Source organism: Stenotrophomonas sp. 21LCFQ19 (genome assembly GCF_056861425.1).
Genome location: NZ_JBSPUF010000002.1, coordinates 333685 through 353744 on the forward strand (window position 1 = coordinate 333685; position 20060 = coordinate 353744).

Sequence of the window (20060 nt, forward strand, 5' to 3'; positions counted from 1 at the left end):
GATCGGTTCTGCAGCTTTTTTGCTTTATCGTTCACCTGGACGATTACAAGGTGATGTGGCATGGCGGCGGAATCCTCGCAGGAATTGGTAAAGGTAGTTGCCCTGTTGGGCGCTGCGGTGGTGGCTGTGCCCTTGTTCAGGCGCCTAGGCCTGGGCTCGGTGCTGGGCTACTTCGTCGCCGGCCTGGCCATTGGCCCGTTTGGATTTGGCTGGTTCTCCGATCCACAGGCCATCCTGCATGTGGCCGAGTTGGGCGTGGTGATGTTCCTGTTCGTGATCGGCCTGGAGATGCGGCCCTCGCACCTGTGGAGCCTGCGCGGCGAGATATTTGGCCTCGGTACGGCGCAGATCGTGACCTGTGCGCTGGTGCTGACCGGCGTGGCTATTCTGTTCGGTTACCGCCCGCAGATCGCCTTCATCGCTGCCGCTGGTTTCGTGCTGACCTCCACCGCGGTGGTGATGCAGCTGTTGGGTGAGCGCGGTGACCTGACCCTGCCTTCCGGGCAGAAGATTGTTTCCATCCTGTTGTTTGAAGACCTGTTGATCGTGCCGCTGCTGGCCGTGGTTGCGTGGATGGCACCGGCGCAGATCGGGGCGCACGAAGGTTCGCGTTGGGCAAGCATCGCCATCGGCGCCGGCGCCATTGTTGGCCTGGTGCTGGTCGGGCGCTATCTGCTCAATCCCTTGTTCCGCATCCTGGCTGCCGCCAAGGCGCGCGAAGTGATGACAGCGGCGGCATTGCTGGTGGTATTGGGTGCGGCGCTGTTGATGCAGCTCGGCGGGCTGTCGATGGCGATGGGGGCGTTCCTGGCCGGCGTGCTGCTGTCCGAATCCACCTTCCGTCATCAGATCGAAGCGGATATCGAGCCGTTCCGCGGCATCCTGCTTGGCCTGTTCTTCCTTAGCGTCGGCATGGCCTTGGATCTGTCGGTGGTGGCGGCCAACTGGAAGGTGATCGCACTGCTGGTGCCGGCGATGATGCTGGCCAAGGCGATCTGCATCTACGGCGTGGCGCGGGTGATGGGCAGTGATCATCGCCAGGCCTTGGACCGCGGCGTGCTGATGGCGCAGGGCGGCGAGTTCGCCTTCGTGCTGTTTGCCGCCGCCGCGACTACCGGCGTGATCGATGCCAAGGTCAATGCCAACCTCACTGCGGTGGTGGTGTTGTCGATGGCGCTGACGCCGCTGTGCATGCTGGTGTACCGGCTGCTGGTAAAGGAAGGGCAGGTCTCCGCCGACGATGTGGATGCGGCTGACGGGCTCACGGGTAGCGTGCTGGTGATCGGCTTCGGTCGCTTCGGCCAGGTGTCCAGCCAATCGCTGCTGGCGCGCGATGTGGACGTGACCATCATCGACAACGACATCGACATGATCCGCAGCGCTACGCGGTTCGGGTTCAAGATCTATTACGGCGATGGCACGCGCCTGGATGTGCTGCGTGCCTCCGGCGCCGAGACCGCACGCGCGATTGCGGTCTGCGTGGATGACCGCGCAGCCGCGGATCGCATCGTCGAGCTGGTGCGACATGAGTTCCCGCTGGCCAAGCTGTTGGTGCGCTCGTTTGACCGCGAGCATTCGTTGTCCCTGATACATGCCGGCGTGGATTTCCAGATCCGCGAAACCTTCGAGTCGGCGGTGGAGTTTGGCCGTGCGGCGCTGATGCAGCTGGGTGTGGATGAGGACGAGGCCGATGTGGTCGCGCGCGAAATCCGCCGGCGCGACGCCGAACGATTCGAGTTGGAAATGGCCGGCGGCGGGCTGCAGGCTGACACCGGGCTGATGTACCGCAATACGCCCGGAGCACCGACGCCGACGCCGTTCACCCCGCCGCGACGTGAAGCGCGTCCGCTCAATCCTGACGCCATTGCCGGGGCAGCGGAGCCGGCCGCCGCCGGTTCAGGCGGGGCGACGGGGCCATGACAAGGTGTGGCGGTGGCCGGAATCAGGGACAATAGCCGCCCCCGTGTTCACCGCCATGCCCATGACTGTCCTCGCCGACGCCTCCACGCAGACCTCCCGCATCCTTGATGGCCGCCGCATCGCCGAGGAACTGCTCGACGATTTGAAGGTGCGCGTCGACGCCCGCCTGGCTGCTGGCGGCGCCCGGCCCGGCCTGGCAGTGGTGCTGGTGGGCGGTGACCCGGCGTCTTCGGTGTACGTGCGCAACAAGCGTCGCGCGGCCGAAAAGGTCGGCATCGAAGCCTTCGACTACGATCTGCCGGAAGGCACCAGTGAGGCCCAGTTGCTGGAGCTGATCGATCAGCTCAACGCTGATCCCAAGATCCACGGCATCCTGATCCAGTTGCCGCTGCCGGGCATTCCCGATGCCAATCGGCTGATCCAGCGCATCGATCCGCGCAAGGACGTGGATGGTTTCCACCCGCAGAACGTTGGTCACCTGGTGCTGCGCGAGTTCGGCCTGCGTCCGTGCACGCCGCGTGGCATCACCACGCTGCTCGGCCATACCGATCAACCGGTGCGTGGCCGCAATGCCACCATCGTTGGTGTCAGCAACCATGTCGGCCGGCCGATGGGGCTGGAGCTGCTGATCGCCGGTTGCACGGTGACCAGCTGCCACAAATTCACCCCCAAGGACGTGCTGGAGCAGGCCGTGCGCAACGCCGACATCCTGGTCGTCGCAGTAGGCATTCCGCAGCTGATCCCGGGTGAATGGGTGAAGCCGGGCGCGGTGGTGATCGATGTCGGCATCAACCGCCTGGACGATGGTCGCCTGGTCGGCGATGTCGGCTTTGAAGCGGCAGCGCAGCGCGCCAGCTGGATCACCCCGGTGCCGGGTGGTGTTGGCCCGATGACGGTGGCCACGCTGATGCAGAACACGATCGAGGCGGCCGAGGCCAGCGCCGAGGGCTTGAAGTTCTAAGCTCCTGTAGTGCCGAGCCGTGCTCGGCAGAGGCTTTCCCCGTACAGCATCAGCGTAGTACCGAGCCATGCTCAGCAGAGGCTTGCCTCGTACAGGATCAATGTAGTGGGGGGGGCGGGGGGGGGGGGGGGCGGGGGGGGCCGGGCCCGGGGGGGCGGGGGTGGGGGCGCTTGCCTCGTACAGGATCAATGTAGGGCCGAGCCATGCTCGGCAAGCGGCCTTCCCGGTAATGCCCCTGCCGAGCATGGCTCGGCACTACAGACCGTGGTCCCTGAACACCTCCCTGCCAGCGCGACACTGCGTCGCACTTGCCCCCTGACATCGGCGGGCAAATAAGGGTAAAATGTCGCGCTTCCCCACATCTACCGGGCACGCCGATGCTGCGCATCCAGGCTGAAGCACTAACGTACGATGACGTTTCCCTCGTCCCCGCTCACTCCATCGTTCTGCCTAAGGACGTTGACCTTGGCACGCGGCTGACGCGCGACCTGCGGTTGAAGTTGCCGATTGTCTCGGCCGCCATGGATACCGTCACTGAAGCTCGCCTGGCCATCGCCATGGCCCAGATCGGCGGCATCGGCATCCTGCACAAGAACCTGACCGTCGAGCAGCAAGCTGCCGAAGTGGCCAAGGTCAAGAAGTTTGAATCCGGCGTCATCCGCGACCCGATCACCGTTGGTCCGGAAACCACGATCCGTGACGTGTTGGCCCTGACCCAGGCGCACAACATCTCCGGCGTGCCGGTGGTTGGCAGCGATGGCCTGCTGGCCGGCATCGTCACCCACCGTGACATGCGCTTCGAGACTGAGCTGGACGATCCGGTCCGCCACATCATGACCAAGAAGGATCGCCTGGTCACGGTGAAGGAAGGCGCGGCCTCGGACGAAGTCCTGTCGCTGCTGCACAAGAACCGCATCGAGAAAGTCCTGGTGGTCAACGACGCGTTCGAACTGCGCGGCCTGATCACGGTCAAGGACATCCAGAAGAAGAGCGACAACCCCAACGCTGCCAAGGACGCCGCAACGCGCCTGCTGGTTGGCGCTGCGGTCGGCGTTGGTGGTGACACCGATCGCCGCGTCGAGGCACTGGTCGCCGCCGGCGTGGACGTGCTGGTGGTGGACACCGCGCACGGCCATTCGCAGGGCGTGCTGGACCGCGTGCGCTGGGTGAAGAAGAACTTCCCGAACGTGCAGGTCATCGGCGGCAACATCTGCACCGGCGACGCTGCGCTGGCATTGCTGGATTGTGGCGCCGATGCGGTCAAGGTCGGTATCGGCCCGGGCTCGATCTGCACCACGCGCGTTGTCGCTGGTGTTGGCGTGCCGCAGATCACCGCGATCGACCTGGTTGCCGAAGCGCTGCAGGATCGCATTCCGCTGATCGCCGACGGTGGCATCCGTTACTCCGGCGACATCGGCAAGGCGCTGGCCGCTGGTGCGTCGACGGTGATGATCGGTGGCCTGCTCGCAGGTACCGAAGAATCGCCGGGCGAAACCGAACTGTTCCAGGGCCGCTCCTACAAGAGCTACCGTGGCATGGGGTCGCTGGCTGCGATGGAGAAGGGTTCCAAGGACCGCTACTTCCAGGACGCCGCCACCGCCGACAAGCTGGTGCCGGAAGGCATCGAAGGCCGTGTGCCGTATCGCGGCCCGGTTGGTGGCATCATCCACCAGCTTATCGGTGGCCTGCGCGCGACCATGGGCTATGTGGGCTGCGCCACCATCGAAGAAATGCGCACCAAACCGAACTTCGTCAAGATCAGCGGTGCCGGCCAACGTGAGAGCCACGTCCACGACGTGCAGATCACCAAAGAGCCGCCGAACTACCGCGCTTGATGCGGTAAGCAGAAGAGGAACGTGGACCTGGTCCCGTTCCTCTTTCTCTATCCGCCATTCGTTTTGCATCGACTCCCGTTTTCATTGATCACTTGCCGGGCTTTATGACCAACATCCATAACGACAAGATCCTCATCCTCGATTTCGGCGCACAGTACACGCAGCTGATCGCGCGCCGCATCCGCGAGTTCGGCGTCTACTGCGAAATCTGGGCATGGGACCACGATCCGGCCGAGATCGCCGCTTTTGGTGCCAAGGGCATCATCCTGTCCGGCGGCCCGGAAACCACCACGCTGCCCGGCGCGCCGGCTGCGCCGCAGGAAGTGTTCGACAGCGGCCTGCCGCTGCTGGGCATCTGCTACGGCCTGCAGACCATGGCCAAGCAGTTGGGCGGTGGCACCGAGGCCGCTGACCAGCGCGAGTTCGGCCATGCCGAGGTGAAGCTGCTCGGCAACGACGCGCTGCTGGGCGGCCTGTCCGACCACAATGGCGAGCCGCGCCTGGACGTGTGGATGAGCCACGGCGACCACGTCACCCACGTGCCGCCGGGCTTCGCCATCACCGCGGTGACCGACCGCATCCCGGTGGCCGCGATGGCCAACGAAGACAAGCGTTGGTACGGCGTGCAGTTCCACCCGGAAGTGACCCACACCAAGCAGGGCTCGGCGCTGCTGAAGCGCTTCGTCACCGATATCTGCGGCTGCGCCACGCTGTGGACCGCGGCCAACATCATCGACGACCAGATCGCCCGCGTGCGTGAGCAGGTTGGCAGCGATGAAGTGATCCTCGGCCTGTCCGGTGGCGTTGATTCCTCGGTGGTCGCAGCGCTGCTGCACAAGGCCATCGGCACCCAGCTGACCTGCGTGTTCGTCGACACCGGCCTGCTGCGCTTCCAGGAAGGCGACCAGGTCATGCAGATGATGGCCGAGAACATGGGCGTCAAGGTCGTGCGCGTGAATGCCGCCGACCGTTACTTCAAGGCACTGGAAGGCGTCAGCGATCCGGAAGCCAAGCGCAAGATCATCGGCAACCTGTTCGTCGAAATCTTCGATGAAGAGTCCAACAAGCTCAGCAACGCCAAGTGGCTGGCGCAGGGCACGATCTATCCGGACGTGATCGAGTCAGCTGGCAGCAAGACCGGCAAGGCACACGTCATCAAGAGCCACCACAACGTGGGCGGCCTGCCGGAAGACATGAAGCTCAAGCTGGTCGAGCCGCTGCGCGAGCTGTTCAAGGACGAAGTGCGTCGCCTCGGCGTCGAACTCGGCCTGCCGCGCGCGATGGTCTATCGTCATCCGTTCCCGGGTCCGGGCCTGGGCGTTCGCATCCTCGGTGAAGTGAAGCGCGAGTACGCCGAATTGTTGGGCAAGGCCGACGCGATCTTCATCGAAGAGCTGCGTGCTGCCGATCTGTACGACAAGACCAGCCAGGCCTTCGCCGTGTTCCTGCCGGTCAAGTCGGTAGGCGTGGTTGGCGATGCACGTGCCTATGAGTGGGTGATCGCACTGCGCGCAGTGGAGACCATCGATTTCATGACCGCACATTGGGCGCACCTGCCGTACGACTTCCTCGGCCGCGTCTCCAACCGCATCATCAATGAGCTGCGTGGCGTCTCGCGCGTGGTCTACGACATCTCAGGCAAGCCGCCTGCGACGATCGAGTGGGAGTGATCGGGTATCTGACACGGCGCGGTAGCAACTGGCGCTAGCAAATCAAACGCCCGTGTAGCGCGTAGCGCTGTTCAATGAGCAACCCGGAATCCGATGCCAGACCTCTGGCATCGGATTTTTCTTTTGTGGGAGCGGCGTAAGCCGCGAAGCACGCGCATCATCAGATGACACGGTGCCCCGAGAGATCGAGCAGCCTCAGCTTCGCGGCTTACGCCGCTCCCACAGGCCAGCGCCTTGCCTGAGGACAGCTGCATTGAGCGCGATGCGGGAATTGCGTCACCCTGGGCAAGTCTGGTCCGGCACTCGACCCTTCACGGCATTGGCGCGAGCATGGCAAGTGATGCGTCCTTCAGTGTCCGCTGCCAGGCGGACGCTGATCCGAGCCTTCAGCAAGGCGCGCTCCTCGGCGGTCATTGCCGCGAGCGTCGAGCCGACGCTGGGCGCACCGAGCGCCGTGGACCAGAAGTCCTCGAAATCGGCGAAGGTGCGGGACACGTCGATTTCGCGGGTTTCAATCGCTTCCAGGCCCGCGTCGCTCCACAACTGCTGCAATACCTCGATTCGCGATGCTTCAGGACTGGGTGGCGACGGAACGGAATGGCCAAGCCCGCGCATCTCCGCCAGCAACATCTCATAGGGGAATCCGCCACCTGGCATGTCCCAGGCGTACGCGGCGACGCTGCCGCCCGGGCGAACCACGCGTGCCATTTCAGCCACGCCGCGAGCGGGCTCCGGGACAAAGAAAATCACCAGCGGCATCACGGCAATATCGAAGGCAGAAGCCGGGCAGGGCAGGGCCATCGCATCACCCTGTTCAAACACTGCTGCCTGCAGCGCTGGCTGGGCTTGCGCATAGGCGAGCTGTTCGCGGGATGGATCCACACCGTGCAGCGACGCCGGCGCGCTGCGTTCGGAGATCATCTCGGTGAAAGCGCCGTTGCCACAGCCGACGTCAAGCCATTGCTGCTGTTGTGCCGGGGCTAGCCAATCGAGGAATACCTCGCCGGCAAGTTGACTCCACACACCCATGTAGCGCTCATACGCAGCGCCATCGCGAAAACGGATTTCGTTGGTCGTCATGTCAGGCCTCAAAGAACATCATCAGCGTAGCCGAAAGATACAGCCCCAGTCCGAACACGGTATGCGTGGCCAGGCTGCGCAGGCAGTTCTGCAGCGGCGTTGGCGTCTTCGATGCCATGAACCCTGCACCCATCGCAGGCTGCATCACCAATAGCGGTGCCACCACTGTCGCTGCGCCTAGGGCCAAGGCAGGTAGCAAGGTGGGGCGATTCAGCCAGGACGGGCCTTGAATCGCCAGCAGCAAGGCTGCGAAAGCGATGCCAACGGCGTAGTGGACGCCCCAGCCAAGCAGTCGCTCGCCGGGTATTGCCGCCGCATGCCTGATGCTGGCGTGGGCGAAGGTGCCCTCACGCAGGTGGCCGGCCCAGCGCCCGAGCAGTGCGTAGTCGAGTGTGGCCGCGCCCAGCCGTTTGAGGGTCTGGGTCCAGGCATCCATCACGATGGTTGCCCCGATTCCAACCACTACCATCCGCAGTACATCCATCCACGTCATGTCGGTTCCTCTGCAATGACCCATCTGTCTCCCGAGACATGCTAAAAGTTGAAGTCAACTTCAAGTCAAGGGTCTGCGATGGACATCGCCGAAGTCGCCAGGCGAACGGGGCTGCCGTCCTCCACGCTGCGGTTCTACGAAAACAAAGGCCTGATCGTGGCAAGTCGCGCAGCGGGTGGGCGGCGGCACTTTGCGGCTGATGTACTGGACCAATTGGCTCTGATTGCCTTGGGTCAGGCCGGCGGGCTGTCGCTGGATGAGATCCAGGCCATGCTGTCGCCGCACGGAGCCCCGCAGGTTGATCGGACGCTGCTGCTGGCCAAGGCCGACGAGATCGATGCAACCGTAAAGCGCTTGCGGGCGATGAGCCAGGGTCTGCGTCATGCAGCAGCATGTCCTGCGGTGAATCACGCCGAATGCCCAAGGTTCCGACGCTTGCTCAAGGCGGCTGCCGCCGGGCGGTTGAAGCAGGACGCGGCCAAGCCGAAGGTTGCAAGACGCAGTCCGCGGGCCGGCAGTTGATTGGTTCCGCGCTTGCTCAGTGCGTGTTGCCCTGAAGGCGGCGATGCTTCCGGTAATGCGGGCTACTTCTTTGCCCGGTTGGCTGTGGTCTTCTTCAACCTCGTCGAGCTGAACGGCTGCGTCAGATCGAGGCCAGCAGCCCCTGTTGCTCCTTCTGGGGTGTGGTCATCGGGGCATCCCGCCCGACTTCAGCGGAACGTTACATTGACCGTGGCGGTTGCAGAGAACGGGCCCAGCTTTGCGGTGTCGTCGGTCCATATCAACGAAGCGAGGAAGTCGTAGTTCATCAGTGTGTTGTTCACGGGTCCCAGCGGGATGGCTTTCTTCAGCGGGATGAAGTGGCCTGGCGTATCCGCCCTGGATATCGCAATGCCGTAGCCGCCATTGAGTTTTGGCATGATGACGCTGTCGTCCTTGACGATGTCGAGGGTGCTGATCGAGGCAACCAACATTCGATTACTGCATTCATTGCCCGCGCCGGGATGGGTCATGTCGACCTGTATCTGGAAGGGGATCTGTGATTGGATCTTGCCTTTGTTGATCTCCGCAACCGGAATGCGACCAAAATTCACCGTGCTGCCCGAGTTGCCGATGATCGTGATGTTCGGGCTGCACGAGATGAAGTGGATCTGTCCGAGCCCAGAAACGCCGGCGCGGAAGTTCGAGTTGGGTATGGTGTTCAGGCCACCTTCGCCATCCACCTGGAATAGATCGTAGACCCCCCAGTTGTTGATCTGCCCATTCTGGGGCGGTGGGCTGCCTGTCGCCTTGATGTAGATGGAGAAGGTGACGTACAACACCATCGATGTTGCACATCGTTTTGCCCTGGCGTTGTTCCAGTACATCTTGCAGTTCTTTCGATTTGCCGGCGGCATGGTTCCTTGGCCTGCCAGCATTCTGATGTCGCCCCCGTTGATGACGTGGTCGACGTGCTTGATGGTCACGCCAACCTCGATCGATGGATGGATCTGCGCAACGGTTCTGTCCGGGTCCCAGTAGAAGAATGCGTCTTCTCCTTGCGGCGCACCTTGCGCATCCACGCAGCGGAAACTCACGGTGTAGTCCTCCGAGCGCCACAACAGCCGGCCACGAACTGCGTCACCCTTGGAAATCACGATCTCGTCGTGCAGTGGGATGACCTGGTTGATGGATTCGGTCATGGCATCCTTGCAGGATAGGGCCCACGCTGCGTTTGGCAGCACCAGTAGAAGCATCAGTGCTGAAAGGCCCTTGAGTAATACATTCTTCATCGTCAATTTCATTGTCGTTGGCCCGGCGGAACGCAGCGCAATGCGATGCGCCGGTAGCCGGGCAGGGTCATGTGGGAAGGGCTTGCCTGGGCCTGCTCCAGGCGCATCTCACAGCGCTGATCAGGTCTCGTGCCCCAGCGGACGGAGAGCCGGTCGCCCAGGTGCACGCCACTGACGAAGATATCGCCATTGGGGCCGGCGATGCCGCGGCTCAGCCCATCGTTGTCGAATACCGTGGCGCCGAGGGGTACGCGGATGTCCTCGACCAGGATGGGGTGGATCATCAGGCTGATGCCACGACGGGTTTCAAAGTCCACCCGCGTCAGTGCACCGCGGGTTGGAACTATGTTTCTGGCAGTCCTGCTGGCATCGATGTCAGCGCCAAGGTCATCGGTGCGCAGGGCCACCCGGTTGCTGCGATAGGCGCTGATACCACTGACCAGGCCATAGCCGCGCCGGTCCAGGCGAACACCGGACTGATTCTCCAGGCCAAGTCCTGCGCCGTCCTGTGCGTGCACCAGCACATTGGTACGGTGCAGCGACTGCGCGAAGGTCAAACCATTGCGGTGCAGAACCCAGCCACCGCGTACCCCCCAGTTGATCTGGGAGTAGCTGTCAGCTAGCGTGCCGCCGATCGTGGCGACGCCCTTGCTGCCCATGTAACGCAGGTTTGCAGAACCGGTCTTGCCGGTATCGGATTTACCAATGTTCAGCGCGTATCCCAACCGGTCGCCATCCAGCAGCGAGCCATTCATCCCCGATTGGTAGCTTGCACCGCTATTGCGTGAGTGGCTGTAGGAAGCAGAACTGCTGCTGCGGCGCAGTCCCAGGCCATCAAGCGGCAGTGAAAGCGTCAGCCCTAATGAACGGTCGGCGCGGTTGTAGCGTCCTTGGCTATGCCTGAAGTAGGTGCCAAAGCTGACGGCGCCCAAGCGGCCGTTCAATCCAAGTTGTAGTTCGCGTTCTCGTTCACTGGTACCCCAATAGTCCTGCTTGTTGTAGCTGGCATTGAGCGAGTAGTCGTCCGATATGCGCTGGTTCAGCGCGATCTCCAGACGGTTGCGTTTGTTGTGGTAACGCTGGCTTTGGATCAGATGCTGCTGCGGTTGCGTCCACGGCGCTGCCTGGTCGGGGTATTCGATCTGCTCGTCGTAGCTGGTTTCGTAGTAGCCGTGGCGCCATTGCGCACGCTCCGCAGAGGCGTCGCCGAAATCGTAGTAGCCGGAGGTGGAGTAGCGATGACCCACGAGGCGGAACTCGGTGCCATGTGCATTCAGTGATTTGGAGTACAGGAAGCGATAGCTCTGGCCGTTGCTGACCTTGCCCTGGGCAAGCCGGGTGCGGGCGTGGATGACATCGATGGAGGCCGAACCAAATTTGCCCAGGCTTTGGGCTGCACCAACCGCCAAAGCGCTGTAGTTGGCAGACAACAGCAGGCCGGCATATGGTGTGGTGTCCGATGCCAGTCCGCGTGCTGCGGTAGCCTGCGCAAAACGCGGCTGGTAGCGGTCGTAGCCATTGCGCAGTTCGCCGCCGCTGAATTCGTAGTGCACCAGGCCCGGTCGCAGCATGGTTTCGACCGCGGAAAAGGACTGCTGGTAACGTTGCAGCGAACCGTCGGCTTCGACAATGGAGACATCCAGTTCGCCACTCAGACGATTGGGTACGATATCGTCGATCTGGAAGGCACCCGGGGCCACGTTCAATGCATAGATGAGGCTCCCGTCCTGGCGGATTTCCACGCGTGCGTTGCTGGCAGCGATGCCGCGCACCACGGGGGCATAGCTGCGCTGGCTGTAAGGCAGCATTTCGTCGTCATTGGATATCTGTACGCCGCGAAAGCGCACGCTGTCAAAGACGCCATATGCGGTATAGGTATCACCAAGCGTCAACCTGCTGTGCGAGGATCCAAGATCGCTCTCCGCACGGAAGCCCTGTGTTGTCCAGTGCGTTCGGCTGTCATTGTTTGATCGGTTGGCACTGGCGGTATGGCGGAAGCGCCACGTTCCTGCATTGAGCGTGCTGTTGATCGACGCAAAAAAGTAGTCATCGCGGCGCTGCTGCTTGTGGTCGTTGTGCGCGCCATTGAGTGCGTAGTCGACCAGCAGCGCGTTGATGCCCTGGTCGCGCAGCGCCTTTGGAATATGTCCGCGCGGCAGGTTGAGCAGGTGCACCTGGGGTACACGTAAATCGAGGCGTTGCTGGTTGCCGTTGTAGCTGACGCGTGCATCAGGAATGAAATGGGCAAGTGCAAGGCAGTCAGAGGCATCGCCTGCACCAGTCTCCACATCCTCCATGCGGATGCCCCACTGCGTGAGGCGGCTGCGCGAAAGGCAGGGTTCGGTCTGGCCGGACGGGGACGCCGCAAACACGATTTCTTCGCGAGCCACCTCATTGCCATTGAGATAGATGGCGAATGGATAGGTGCCGGGCAGGATTGCGCCGGGGCGGGATAGCGCGGCGACATCCGCTTGGCTGCTGCCGGCGCGCAGAAAATCCATGTTGAAGTTTGCTGCGGCAACTGCACTGCCGATGCTGAATGCATTGAGGGCAACCGCCAGTGGTGCCAAGCGAGGGGCAGCACTTCCCGGCCGCGGCGTTACACGGATTCTGCGAAGCATGAGGGAAATCGCGAAGTGGATCGGAGTTTGGCTCAGGACCGGAATGGCACATCGTTGACGTCGCTGATGCCGCCGTAGTCGTTGATGTAGCCAAAACGCAGCGACTGGACATCGCCAAGGTCGAGCTTGGACAGCGGCACGGTGAGTGTCTGGCCGGGCGCGATCATGTCCAGCTCGATATCGTTGCCGATGCCGGCGGTTGCCCGGCCTTGCAGATGCGAGAAGGTGATATGCATCGGACTGTTGTTGCGAACCTCCAAGCGTTGGCCGTCAGCGCGCCACTGCAAGCTGCGCGCGGCTTCATCCAGCGTCTGGTCGAGGCCTCGCGGCCGATAGAACAGCTTGATACGGGTGCGGATGGCTACCTGCAGAACGTTGTCCGCTTCGGCAGTGGGGGGGATTTCCTGCACGTTGATCCACAACAGCGACTCCTTGTCGGCTGGAAGCCCGCTGCCGGCGTAGATGGTGCGGACGACTGCCTGCTCCCCTGGCGCCAACTGCATCAGTGGAGGTGTGATCACCATTGGCAGGTCGCTTGGGACTGCGGAGTCGTCACCGTCGTCCAGCCAGGTCTGGACCATGTAGGGAAGGCTGCTTTTGTTGGAAAGCGTCATCGCGGCGGAGGCGGTCTTTGCGTCATAGATAACGCGCGTGGTCTGCACTTGCACCGCTGCCTGGGCAGCATGGGGTGAGGACAGGCAGAGCAGTATGGCCAGGGCGATCCACCACTTCGTCGGCGGGCAGTTGGAGGTGTGCATGAGAATCATCGGGCTTGCTATGGTGTTCACTGTTGCGGCGGGCGCTCGGGCGGATAAGCCGCGGGGCTGGCAACGACAACGCGTCATCAGCCCCACGGACAGCATCAGCGGTACTCGATGGAGAACGTCGAGTTCGCGTCGGCGATGCCGGCACCGACATCCTTCTCGAAGGACTTGTAGCGCGCCTTCAGATTGACGCTTGCCTTGCCCGTGGCAGCAACGGTGACCAGTGCCGGGTCCACCAGGTCCTGATTGATCGGGAATACCTTGTCGTTGTTGTCCAGGATCTCAATGCCAACGCCCGTTGCCTTGCTTACCGCAAGCAGTTCCGGGTGGCCGGCTGGCGTGGTGCCGTCAAAGCGCAGCGTGTAGGTGCCGGCTTCACAGTTTTCCATGTCGATTTTGAAGCTCTTGGGCGCCGACACATCGCCGGCTTCCTTGAACAGGGTGGTTGGGAAAGTACCGATGGTCACGGTCTGGTCCACACTGGCCGTGCTTACGTCGCAGGTGGACTGGACGATCTCGCCCTTGAAGGTGATGGTGCCCGATGCGGCCTGCGCTGCAGGTGCCGCCAGGCAGGACAATGCAAGCGCCAATACGGCAGTCTTGGCGACGTTGGTGTTGATGAAGTTCATTTGTATTTCCTGTTTGTTGCGGATGACGTCAACACTGTTCGTGCGTTTGCAGGGGAGCGTTGATTGATCGCGGTGATGCCTGCAGCGCAGTTGGCAGCGGTGGAAACGAACGTGAGTCGAGGACGGCGATGCGAAGCACGCTGTACCCGGACGTCGACGATGCAGGCGCGGGGTTGGCTCATGCGCTTTTCTGCATGAAAGGTTGGGAGGGGCTCACTCCAGGTGCTGCGAGCAAGCGCGGTGGTGAAACAACTACGTGATGAAGCAAAGACCTGTGTGGGCGGCACCTCGCTGTTAGGGGAGCAGCGCTGCCCGCAAAGCCTTGGCTGTGCCATCGCGCTGATTGGCGATGACGTGGGTTTTGTTCAACCAGAAGACCAGTAGGTTGAGGAGTGGCTGCGCGGAGTTGATCGTCAACTCACGATGGAATTGGACTTGCGCGGAGCATGCTGTTCAGTGCGGATGCTCGGCAATTCGAATGCGCACATCGTGCGCTTGCGGGGTGTCCCGCTGTGACAGGGAGGTGGGCATGCCTGGCTTGGAGTTGCCAGCGAAGCGGGCAGTGGATTCCCCCTGCCGCGTATTGGGTGCTTGTGATTGGTGGTGCTGATATGCCTGGAAGCTTCGAACCGAGCCGAAAATATTATGTTTCTCCGCTGATCCAGGCTGTAGGTATTCCCCAGACTGTGGGCGGCGAAAAGTGATGATGCTGCTGGGAATTTGCGCTGATCGCATTCGGCATTGCTGCTGGAATGCTTTTAAATGCCAGTGTTGATCGTGTGGATACCACCAGGTATTCATGTTCCGGCGCGCGGGAATTGAGAGGCAGACTTGATCGCAGCGCGGCTCGGGGCTCAGATGAATAGGCGCGACAGGGTGTCGGTCCTGGCGTGGAGAGAAGGCTCGGAAGCAAGTTCATCCGCTATGTTGTGGTCGAGTGGGGCGTTGCGCGCTAGCTGTGCGGTTTCCAGCTGTCGTGTGCCTTATCGGATGGGGTGGGGGCGGATTGTGAATTCCGTCGGCGCAAGCGCGCTTGCGTTTCTATGCGCCACCGGATGTTGGACACCATTGCGATGTGTCACTGCGCTGTAATAGTTTTCCTTCGCCACGGCGTACACACGGTTTTCACTTCAGCGACGCCTGCTGTACTGCATGATGTTGCTGCGTGATCGGTGGAGGCAATGCATCAGGGGGAAGTGCAATGCTTTGGGACGAGGCTGTTGAACCGTCACCAGGGAGGGGGAGATTGACGGATTTGTATGTGCAGTTGCAGGCAGTGTTGGACGCGTTGCCGCAGATGGCTGCGATGGTTCACGATGGCGTGCCGGTGCAGGCCAATCTGCGTTGGCGTGAGTTCTTCGGCAATGATGCGGCGCTGGGAAGTTCACGTGATTGGCTTGAGCGTGTGCATGCCGATGAGCGTGCGCTGGCGATAGCAGGCTGGCGCGAGTTCCTGCTGCATGGGCATGCGCCCGCATTTGAATGTCGTCTGCAGGACGAGGCTGGCATCGAACATTGGTTCGAGGTGCGCCTCGGGAGCCCCGCTGCGGAGGTTCCGTTGCAGGCGGTAACAATGACGGATATCAGTGCCAGGCGTCGCCTGCGTCATTCTCTGGAGCAGAGTCTGGATCTGCAGGACCGGATGCTGGATGCCAGCATGGACTGCATCCAGGTGATAAACAGCGACGGCACGGTGCGGCACATGAATCGCTCCGGCTGCGTGGCGTTCGGGCTGCCGCAGGACGAGCGCACGTTCGGAATGCAGTGGGCCGATCTTTTGCCTGCGGCGTTTCGCAACAAGGGACGGCGAGCATTGGCGCAGGCCGCGGGTGGGCGGGCGGCGCGCTTTGCGGGCCAGACCGGCAGCGAAGGCGCGCTTACGCAGTTCTGGGACAACGTCCTCACCCCGATGTTTGACGGGCAAGGACAGGTGAACGGCATCCTGTGTGTCTCGCGTGATGTCAGCCGACAGCAGCACGCCGAACGGCGGCTGCGGATCGCCTGCGAAATCGATGAGTTGACCGGCTTGCCAAATCGGCGCTCGTTCAATCGCAGGCTGCGGCTGAGCTTGCAGCGCCAGCGTGAGTGCAATGGAACCCTTGGGTTGATGATCATCGACCTGGATCACTTCAAGCACGTCAACGACACGTTGGGGCATTCGGCTGGCGATCACCTGCTGCGGGTGCTGGCCAGGCGGGTTGCGGCGCACGTTTCCGACACGACCCTGGTCACGCGCCTGGGTGGCGATGAGTTTGCGGTGGTGCTGGAACACATTACCGGTGAGGCCGAGTTGCTGCAGGTTGCCGAAGGCATCAGCTTGCTGGCGGAAAGCTCGGTGACCTTTGCCGGGCAGGTTATCAATACCGGGATGAGTATCGGCTGCGCCATGTATCCACGCGATGCCTGTGATCCGGCGGAACTATTGAAAGCAGCCGACACCGCGTTGAATGATCTGAAGGCCAACGGGCGCGGTGGCGTGCGTTTGTACAGTCGGCGGTTGATGGCCATCGCCGAGGAGGCCGCGAATCAGCGGTTGATGGCGCGCCAATTGGTACGCGACGGTGGCGTGGTGCCGCATTACCAGCCGAAGGTCAACCTGCAGGATGGTCGCGTCGTCGGTTACGAGGCATTGCTGCGTTGGCCTTGCGTCGAAGACAAGGGCATCGGCGAAGACTGCCAGCTTGATGAAGCGTTTCGCGACTATGAGCTCGCTTCCCGTCTGGCCGAGGCCATGCATCTGCAGGTACTGGCGGATATTCGTGCGTGGCAGGCGCAGGGCCTGCAGGTGTTGCCGATCGCAATCAATGCGGCGCCGGTGGAGTTCCTGCGTGACGACTTTGCCGAGATCCTGCTGGAGAAACTGCAGCGGTTTGCCGTCGACCCGGTGTTGATCGAGCTGGAGATCACCGAGCAGGTACTGACCGATCGTGGCTCTGCTTTCGTTGCCCGTGCGCTGGGTCTGTTGAAGGACGCCGGCGTGCGGATCGCACTGGACGATTTTGGTACCGGGCATTCCTCATTGGCGCACCTGCGCGACTACCCAATTGATGTGCTCAAGATCGATCGCAGCTTCGTCGCCCGCATGGTGGCCGAGCCATCGATCCGCGCGATAGTCGAAGCGGTCGGCAAGCTTGGGCCGAGCTTGCGCCTTGATCTGGTTGCCGAGGGGGTGGAGAACGCCAGCCAGCGGCAGATCCTGATCGAGGCCGGTTACCGGATTGGCCAGGGTTTCCTGTATGACCGTGCGGTCAACGCTGCGCAGGTGGCGCAGCGCCTGCAGGGGGCACCGAAGCTGTCGACGGCGTAAGTATCAATCGGCCTGGCCGTGCTGCGCCTCCACCAGCCGCAGCCAGGCCTGCGCGGCGGCGGACAGATAGCCGCCGCGACGCCAGGCCAGCACCATTTTCCAGTCCAGCTCCGGCTCATCCAGCGGCACGATGACGACGTCCGCACGCGGGCGGGCGTTGGCGATCATGCGTGGCAGCAGGGCCACGCCCAGACCCGCCGCGACCAGCGCGACGATGAAGTCCGGTTGGCCGCTGCGGGTGACTTCGCGCGGGCTGAAGCCACGAGCCTGGCAGGCCTGGATGATGTGCCGGTTCAGCAGGAAGCCCTTCTCGAACAGCACAAAAGGCACCTCTGCCAGATCCTGCAGCTGCAGGCTGGCCGAGCCCGCCAATGGGTGCTGGCGCGGCAGCAGCGCGACCAGCGGTTCGGTGCGGACCGGTTGCCAGTCCAGGTCGTCGGCGACCGGCAGCAGGCTGGCGGCGAGCTCGATTTCTCCGGCGCGCAGGCTTTCCTCAAGTGCCTCGCTGCCGCGTTCGAGTACACGCAACTCGATCTGCGGATGGAGCTGGCGGAAGCGTGCAAACACCGGCGCGAACAGGATGTCGCTGCCGAGCGAAGCCAGGCCCAGGTGCAGCTCGCCTCGCTGCAGATCGCGCAGTTCTTCCAGTTCGCGCAACATGTCTTCGCGCTCACCGAGCAGGGCCAGGGCGCGGCGGTAGACGATCTGCCCGGCCGGGGTCAGCCGTACCCCGTTGCGGGAGCGCTGCAGCAGCACTTCACCCAGCTCATCCTCCAACTGGCGGATGGCCTTGCTGATGGTTGGCTGGGTCGCGAATACCGCTTCGGCGGCCGCTGAAAAACCGTCATGGCGGACCACTTCCACCAACATGCGTAGCTGCCTGATATCCATTCTTAAATGGAATCCCGTGGATGCAATCAATTCATTTTATTTATAGATAAGCCCGGCGTACATAGGAGGAATGGAAACCTTGATGTCGTCATTGCGTCGCGGCCAACTGGGCCTGCGGCGCGGCTTGCGCCGTAGCGCCGGCTTGCAGATCGGCGTGCTGGTGGTGATCTGGCTGCTGGCGCAGGCGCTGATGCAGCGCCTGGGCGTGCCGGTACCCGCCGGCATCGTTGGCTTGTTGGTGCTGCTGCTGGCCTTCGCGATGCGCTGGTTGTCGCCGCGCTCGTTCGCGCGTGGTGCGCAGTGGCTGCTGGCGGAAATGCTGTTGTTCTTCGTGCCGGCGGCGATGATCCTGCTCGATAACCGGCAGATGTTGGGTTGGCTTGGACTGAAACTGTTGCTGGTGGTGGTCGGCGGCACCTTGCTGGTGATGGCAAGCACGGCGGTGACCGTCGAACTGTTGCTGCGGTGGAGCCTGCGCCATGAAGCTTGACGCGCTGATCCAACAACCGGGGCAATTGCTGTGGCCGGTGTTCTGGGCCGTGCTGACGGTGGCGGTCTACCTGCTGGCCAAACAGTTGTATCTGCGCAGCGGCAAGGCCTGGGCGTCACCCTTGATCACTGCGCCATTGGTCCTGCTGGGTCTTGCGTTGGTGTTGCACGCCAACTACCACGACTACCTGCGTGGCACGCATTGGCTGGTGGCAATGCTGGGGCCGGCGACGGTTGCGTTCGCGGTGCCCATCCATCAGCAGCGGGCGTTGATTGCGCGGCATTGGAAGGTGCTGGGTGCAGGTGTGTTGGTCGGTAGCGGCGTGGCGATCATCGCCGCATGGTTAATGGCCACGGCACTGCACCTGTCGCCGGAGCTGCGCCTGAGCCTGGCGCCGCGCTCGGTCACCACGCCGTTTGCGATGGACGTATCCGGGCGTATTGGCGGCATCCCCGGGCTGACTGCGGTGTTCGTGATCATCACCGGCGTCTGCGGTTCGCTGTGCGGGCAGGCGCTGCTCAAGCTGCTGCCGGTGCGCAGTGCGATGGCGCGTGGTGCGCTGTTTGGCATGGGTGCGCACGGCATGGGCGTGGCCAAGGCGCGCGAGCTGGGCGAGAGCGAGGGTGCGATCGCCGGGCTGGTGATGGTGATGGCCGGTGTGTTGAACGTGGCCGTCGCGCCCTTGCTGGTGATGCTGCTGCAGCGCTGACGACGGCTGGGCTCAAGTCAGGCCGGAGTGTCGCCGGCCCGGGCGTTCTGCAGGGTGTCTTGCCGACGCGCCAATACCGCTTCGCGGTGGGCGATGTAAGCGTTGGCACCGAGGATGATCAGGGCGCCGATCACGGTCCAGCGGTCCAGTGTTTCACCGAACAGCAACCAGCCCATGACTACCACCAGGGGCAGCTGGGTGAAGCTGATGGGGGTGAGTGCGGAAACTTCGCCAAGCTTGAGCGCACGGGTCCACAGCAGCTGGCCCAGTGTGCCCATCACGCCGGTCGCCACCAGCCACAGCCAGGCGATGCCGGTGGGCCACACCCAGACGAACAATGCCGGAATCAACGACAACGGCACCCAGAACACATAGGTGTAGAACACCACGGTATCCGGGCTGTCGACGCGGGTGAGCTGCTTGATCTGGATCGCGACCAGCGCGCTGAGCACGGCGGCCAGCACCGCGATCAGGCTGCCGAGTTCGAAGCTGTGGGCGCCTGGACGGACGATCACCAACACCCCGATGAAGCCGACAATCACCGCCGCCCAGCGGCGGAAGCGGACCTTCTCACCCAGCCACAGCACGGCGGCGATGGTGACGAACAACGGCGTGGAGTAGGACAGGGAGATGGCCTGCGACAGCGGCAGGTGGCCAATGGCCCAGAAACCACACAACATCGAGGCAAGGCCAATCGCGCTGCGCAGGAAGTAGCGCGGCAACTGCTGGGTGCGCAACGGCGCGTGGCCCGGCCGCAGCAGCATCGGCAACAGCGCCAGCAGGCCGAAACTGTTGCGGAAGAACGCCACTTCCTGGGTGGGGACATAGGCGGTTGCCAGACGGATGGCGATGGCCATCAGGCCGAAGGCCATGGCGCTGCCGAACATCAGCAGGGCAGCGCGCATTGCGGTGGAACGG

The 20060-nt window shown here is 62.8% G+C and carries 17 protein-coding genes; 9 read left to right on the forward strand and 8 right to left on the reverse strand.

Going from position 1 to position 20060, the window contains the following annotated elements:
- Window positions 1-60: 60 nt before the first annotated feature.
- The 4 genes from AC13FW_RS03720 to guaA all read left to right on the forward strand — a co-directional run bounded on the left by AC13FW_RS03720 (window position 61) and on the right by guaA (window position 6386).
- Window positions 61-1920, forward strand: a complete 1860-nt coding sequence (locus AC13FW_RS03720) for a monovalent cation:proton antiporter-2 (CPA2) family protein (protein ID WP_482988217.1) — start codon at window positions 61-63, stop codon at window positions 1918-1920.
- 61 nt (window positions 1921-1981) lie between these two features.
- Window positions 1982-2881 (forward strand): bifunctional methylenetetrahydrofolate dehydrogenase/methenyltetrahydrofolate cyclohydrolase FolD, encoded by a 900-nt coding sequence (gene folD / locus AC13FW_RS03725; protein WP_282267661.1) that lies wholly within the window; start codon window positions 1982-1984, stop codon window positions 2879-2881.
- 377 nt (window positions 2882-3258) lie between these two features.
- Window positions 3259-4716 carry an IMP dehydrogenase gene (gene guaB, locus AC13FW_RS03730; protein WP_481508270.1) on the forward strand — a complete coding sequence of 486 codons (1458 nt, stop codon included), beginning with the start codon at window positions 3259-3261 and terminating at the stop codon, window positions 4714-4716.
- Window positions 4717-4820: 104 nt separating this feature from the next.
- Window positions 4821-6386 carry a glutamine-hydrolyzing GMP synthase gene (guaA, locus tag AC13FW_RS03735; protein ID WP_282272199.1) on the forward strand — a complete coding sequence of 522 codons (1566 nt, stop codon included), beginning with the start codon at window positions 4821-4823 and terminating at the stop codon, window positions 6384-6386.
- Window positions 6387-6662: 276 nt separating this feature from the next.
- On the opposite strand, the gene AC13FW_RS03740 is transcribed toward guaA, so the two are convergent.
- Together AC13FW_RS03740 and AC13FW_RS03745 are read right to left on the reverse strand one after the other, a co-directional pair.
- On the reverse strand, window positions 6663-7466 hold the full coding sequence (locus AC13FW_RS03740) for a class I SAM-dependent methyltransferase (protein ID WP_482988218.1): 804 nt from the start codon (window positions 7464-7466) through the stop codon (window positions 6663-6665).
- A 1-nt stretch (window position 7467) separates the two neighbouring features.
- On the reverse strand, window positions 7468-7959 hold the full coding sequence (locus tag AC13FW_RS03745) for a DUF2938 domain-containing protein (RefSeq protein WP_482988219.1): 492 nt from the start codon (window positions 7957-7959) through the stop codon (window positions 7468-7470).
- 78 nt (window positions 7960-8037) lie between these two features.
- On the opposite strand from AC13FW_RS03745, the gene AC13FW_RS03750 reads away from it, so the two are divergent.
- Window positions 8038-8481, forward strand: coding sequence for a helix-turn-helix domain-containing protein (locus AC13FW_RS03750; RefSeq protein WP_482988220.1), 444 nt, complete (start codon window positions 8038-8040; stop codon window positions 8479-8481).
- A 188-nt stretch (window positions 8482-8669) separates the two neighbouring features.
- Here AC13FW_RS03750 and AC13FW_RS03755 read toward each other — a convergent pair whose 3' ends face one another.
- The 4 genes from AC13FW_RS03755 to AC13FW_RS03770 all read right to left on the reverse strand — a co-directional run bounded on the left by AC13FW_RS03755 (window position 8670) and on the right by AC13FW_RS03770 (window position 13745).
- Entirely contained in the window at window positions 8670-9731 is a 1062-nt protein-coding gene (locus AC13FW_RS03755) for a fimbrial protein (protein ID WP_482988221.1), read from the reverse strand.
- Between the two features lie 8 nt (window positions 9732-9739).
- Entirely contained in the window at window positions 9740-12232 is a 2493-nt protein-coding gene (locus AC13FW_RS03760; protein WP_482988222.1) for a fimbria/pilus outer membrane usher protein, read from the reverse strand.
- Window positions 12233-12384: 152 nt separating this feature from the next.
- Entirely contained in the window at window positions 12385-13110 is a 726-nt protein-coding gene (locus tag AC13FW_RS03765) for a fimbrial biogenesis chaperone (RefSeq protein ID WP_482988223.1), read from the reverse strand.
- Between the two features lie 104 nt (window positions 13111-13214).
- Window positions 13215-13745 (reverse strand): fimbrial protein, encoded by a 531-nt coding sequence (locus tag AC13FW_RS03770; RefSeq protein ID WP_482988224.1) that lies wholly within the window; start codon window positions 13743-13745, stop codon window positions 13215-13217.
- A 243-nt stretch (window positions 13746-13988) separates the two neighbouring features.
- Here AC13FW_RS03770 and AC13FW_RS03775 point away from each other — a divergent pair, with 243 nt between their 5' ends.
- The gene (locus AC13FW_RS03775; protein ID WP_482988225.1) at window positions 13989-14129 is read left to right on the forward strand and encodes a hypothetical protein; all 141 of its coding nucleotides are present in this window, start codon (window positions 13989-13991) and stop codon (window positions 14127-14129) included.
- 862 nt (window positions 14130-14991) lie between these two features.
- A complete protein-coding gene (locus AC13FW_RS03780; RefSeq protein WP_482988226.1) occupies window positions 14992-17052 on the forward strand; it encodes a putative bifunctional diguanylate cyclase/phosphodiesterase in 2061 nt (686 codons plus the stop codon).
- Between the two features lie 3 nt (window positions 17053-17055).
- Here AC13FW_RS03780 and AC13FW_RS03785 read toward each other — a convergent pair whose 3' ends face one another.
- Complete coding sequence (locus AC13FW_RS03785) at window positions 17056-17943, reverse strand: LysR family transcriptional regulator (RefSeq protein ID WP_296250638.1); 888 nt, start codon at window positions 17941-17943, stop codon at window positions 17056-17058.
- Between the two features lie 82 nt (window positions 17944-18025).
- On the opposite strand from AC13FW_RS03785, the gene AC13FW_RS03790 reads away from it, so the two are divergent.
- Both AC13FW_RS03790 and AC13FW_RS03795 read left to right on the forward strand, forming a co-directional pair.
- On the forward strand, window positions 18026-18433 hold the full coding sequence (locus tag AC13FW_RS03790) for a CidA/LrgA family protein (RefSeq protein WP_482988227.1): 408 nt from the start codon (window positions 18026-18028) through the stop codon (window positions 18431-18433).
- Window positions 18423-19142 (forward strand): LrgB family protein, encoded by a 720-nt coding sequence (locus AC13FW_RS03795; RefSeq protein WP_482988228.1) that lies wholly within the window; start codon window positions 18423-18425, stop codon window positions 19140-19142. Before AC13FW_RS03790 ends, AC13FW_RS03795 begins: the two co-directional genes overlap by 11 nt.
- Window positions 19143-19159: 17 nt before the next feature.
- Here the strand turns inward: AC13FW_RS03795 and AC13FW_RS03800 are convergent, their stop codons facing one another.
- The gene (locus AC13FW_RS03800; RefSeq protein ID WP_482988279.1) at window positions 19160-20047 is read right to left on the reverse strand and encodes a DMT family transporter; all 888 of its coding nucleotides are present in this window, start codon (window positions 20045-20047) and stop codon (window positions 19160-19162) included.
- Window positions 20048-20060: the final 13 nt, after the last annotated feature.

Bases quoted from the DNA above. Each gene is read 5' to 3' on its own strand.
- AC13FW_RS03720 (WP_482988217.1), top strand. From the start codon at position 61: ATGGCGGCGGAATCCTCGCAGGAATTGGTAAAGGTAGTTGCCCTGTTG.
- folD (WP_282267661.1), top strand. From the start codon at position 1,982: ATGACTGTCCTCGCCGACGCCTCCACGCAGACCTCCCGCATCCTTGAT.
- guaB (WP_481508270.1), top strand. From the start codon at position 3,259: ATGCTGCGCATCCAGGCTGAAGCACTAACGTACGATGACGTTTCCCTC.
- guaA (WP_282272199.1), top strand. From the start codon at position 4,821: ATGACCAACATCCATAACGACAAGATCCTCATCCTCGATTTCGGCGCA.
- AC13FW_RS03740 (WP_482988218.1), bottom strand. From the start codon at position 7,466: ATGACGACCAACGAAATCCGTTTTCGCGATGGCGCTGCGTATGAGCGC.
- AC13FW_RS03745 (WP_482988219.1), bottom strand. From the start codon at position 7,959: ATGACGTGGATGGATGTACTGCGGATGGTAGTGGTTGGAATCGGGGCA.
- AC13FW_RS03750 (WP_482988220.1), top strand. From the start codon at position 8,038: ATGGACATCGCCGAAGTCGCCAGGCGAACGGGGCTGCCGTCCTCCACG.
- AC13FW_RS03755 (WP_482988221.1), bottom strand. From the start codon at position 9,731: ATGAAGAATGTATTACTCAAGGGCCTTTCAGCACTGATGCTTCTACTG.
- AC13FW_RS03760 (WP_482988222.1), bottom strand. From the start codon at position 12,232: ATGGATTTTCTGCGCGCCGGCAGCAGCCAAGCGGATGTCGCCGCGCTA.
- AC13FW_RS03765 (WP_482988223.1), bottom strand. From the start codon at position 13,110: ATGCACACCTCCAACTGCCCGCCGACGAAGTGGTGGATCGCCCTGGCC.
- AC13FW_RS03770 (WP_482988224.1), bottom strand. From the start codon at position 13,745: ATGAACTTCATCAACACCAACGTCGCCAAGACTGCCGTATTGGCGCTT.
- AC13FW_RS03785 (WP_296250638.1), bottom strand. From the start codon at position 17,943: ATGGATATCAGGCAGCTACGCATGTTGGTGGAAGTGGTCCGCCATGAC.
- AC13FW_RS03790 (WP_482988227.1), top strand. From the start codon at position 18,026: ATGTCGTCATTGCGTCGCGGCCAACTGGGCCTGCGGCGCGGCTTGCGC.
- AC13FW_RS03795 (WP_482988228.1), top strand. From the start codon at position 18,423: ATGAAGCTTGACGCGCTGATCCAACAACCGGGGCAATTGCTGTGGCCG.
- AC13FW_RS03800 (WP_482988279.1), bottom strand. From the start codon at position 20,047: ATGCGCGCTGCCCTGCTGATGTTCGGCAGCGCCATGGCCTTCGGCCTG.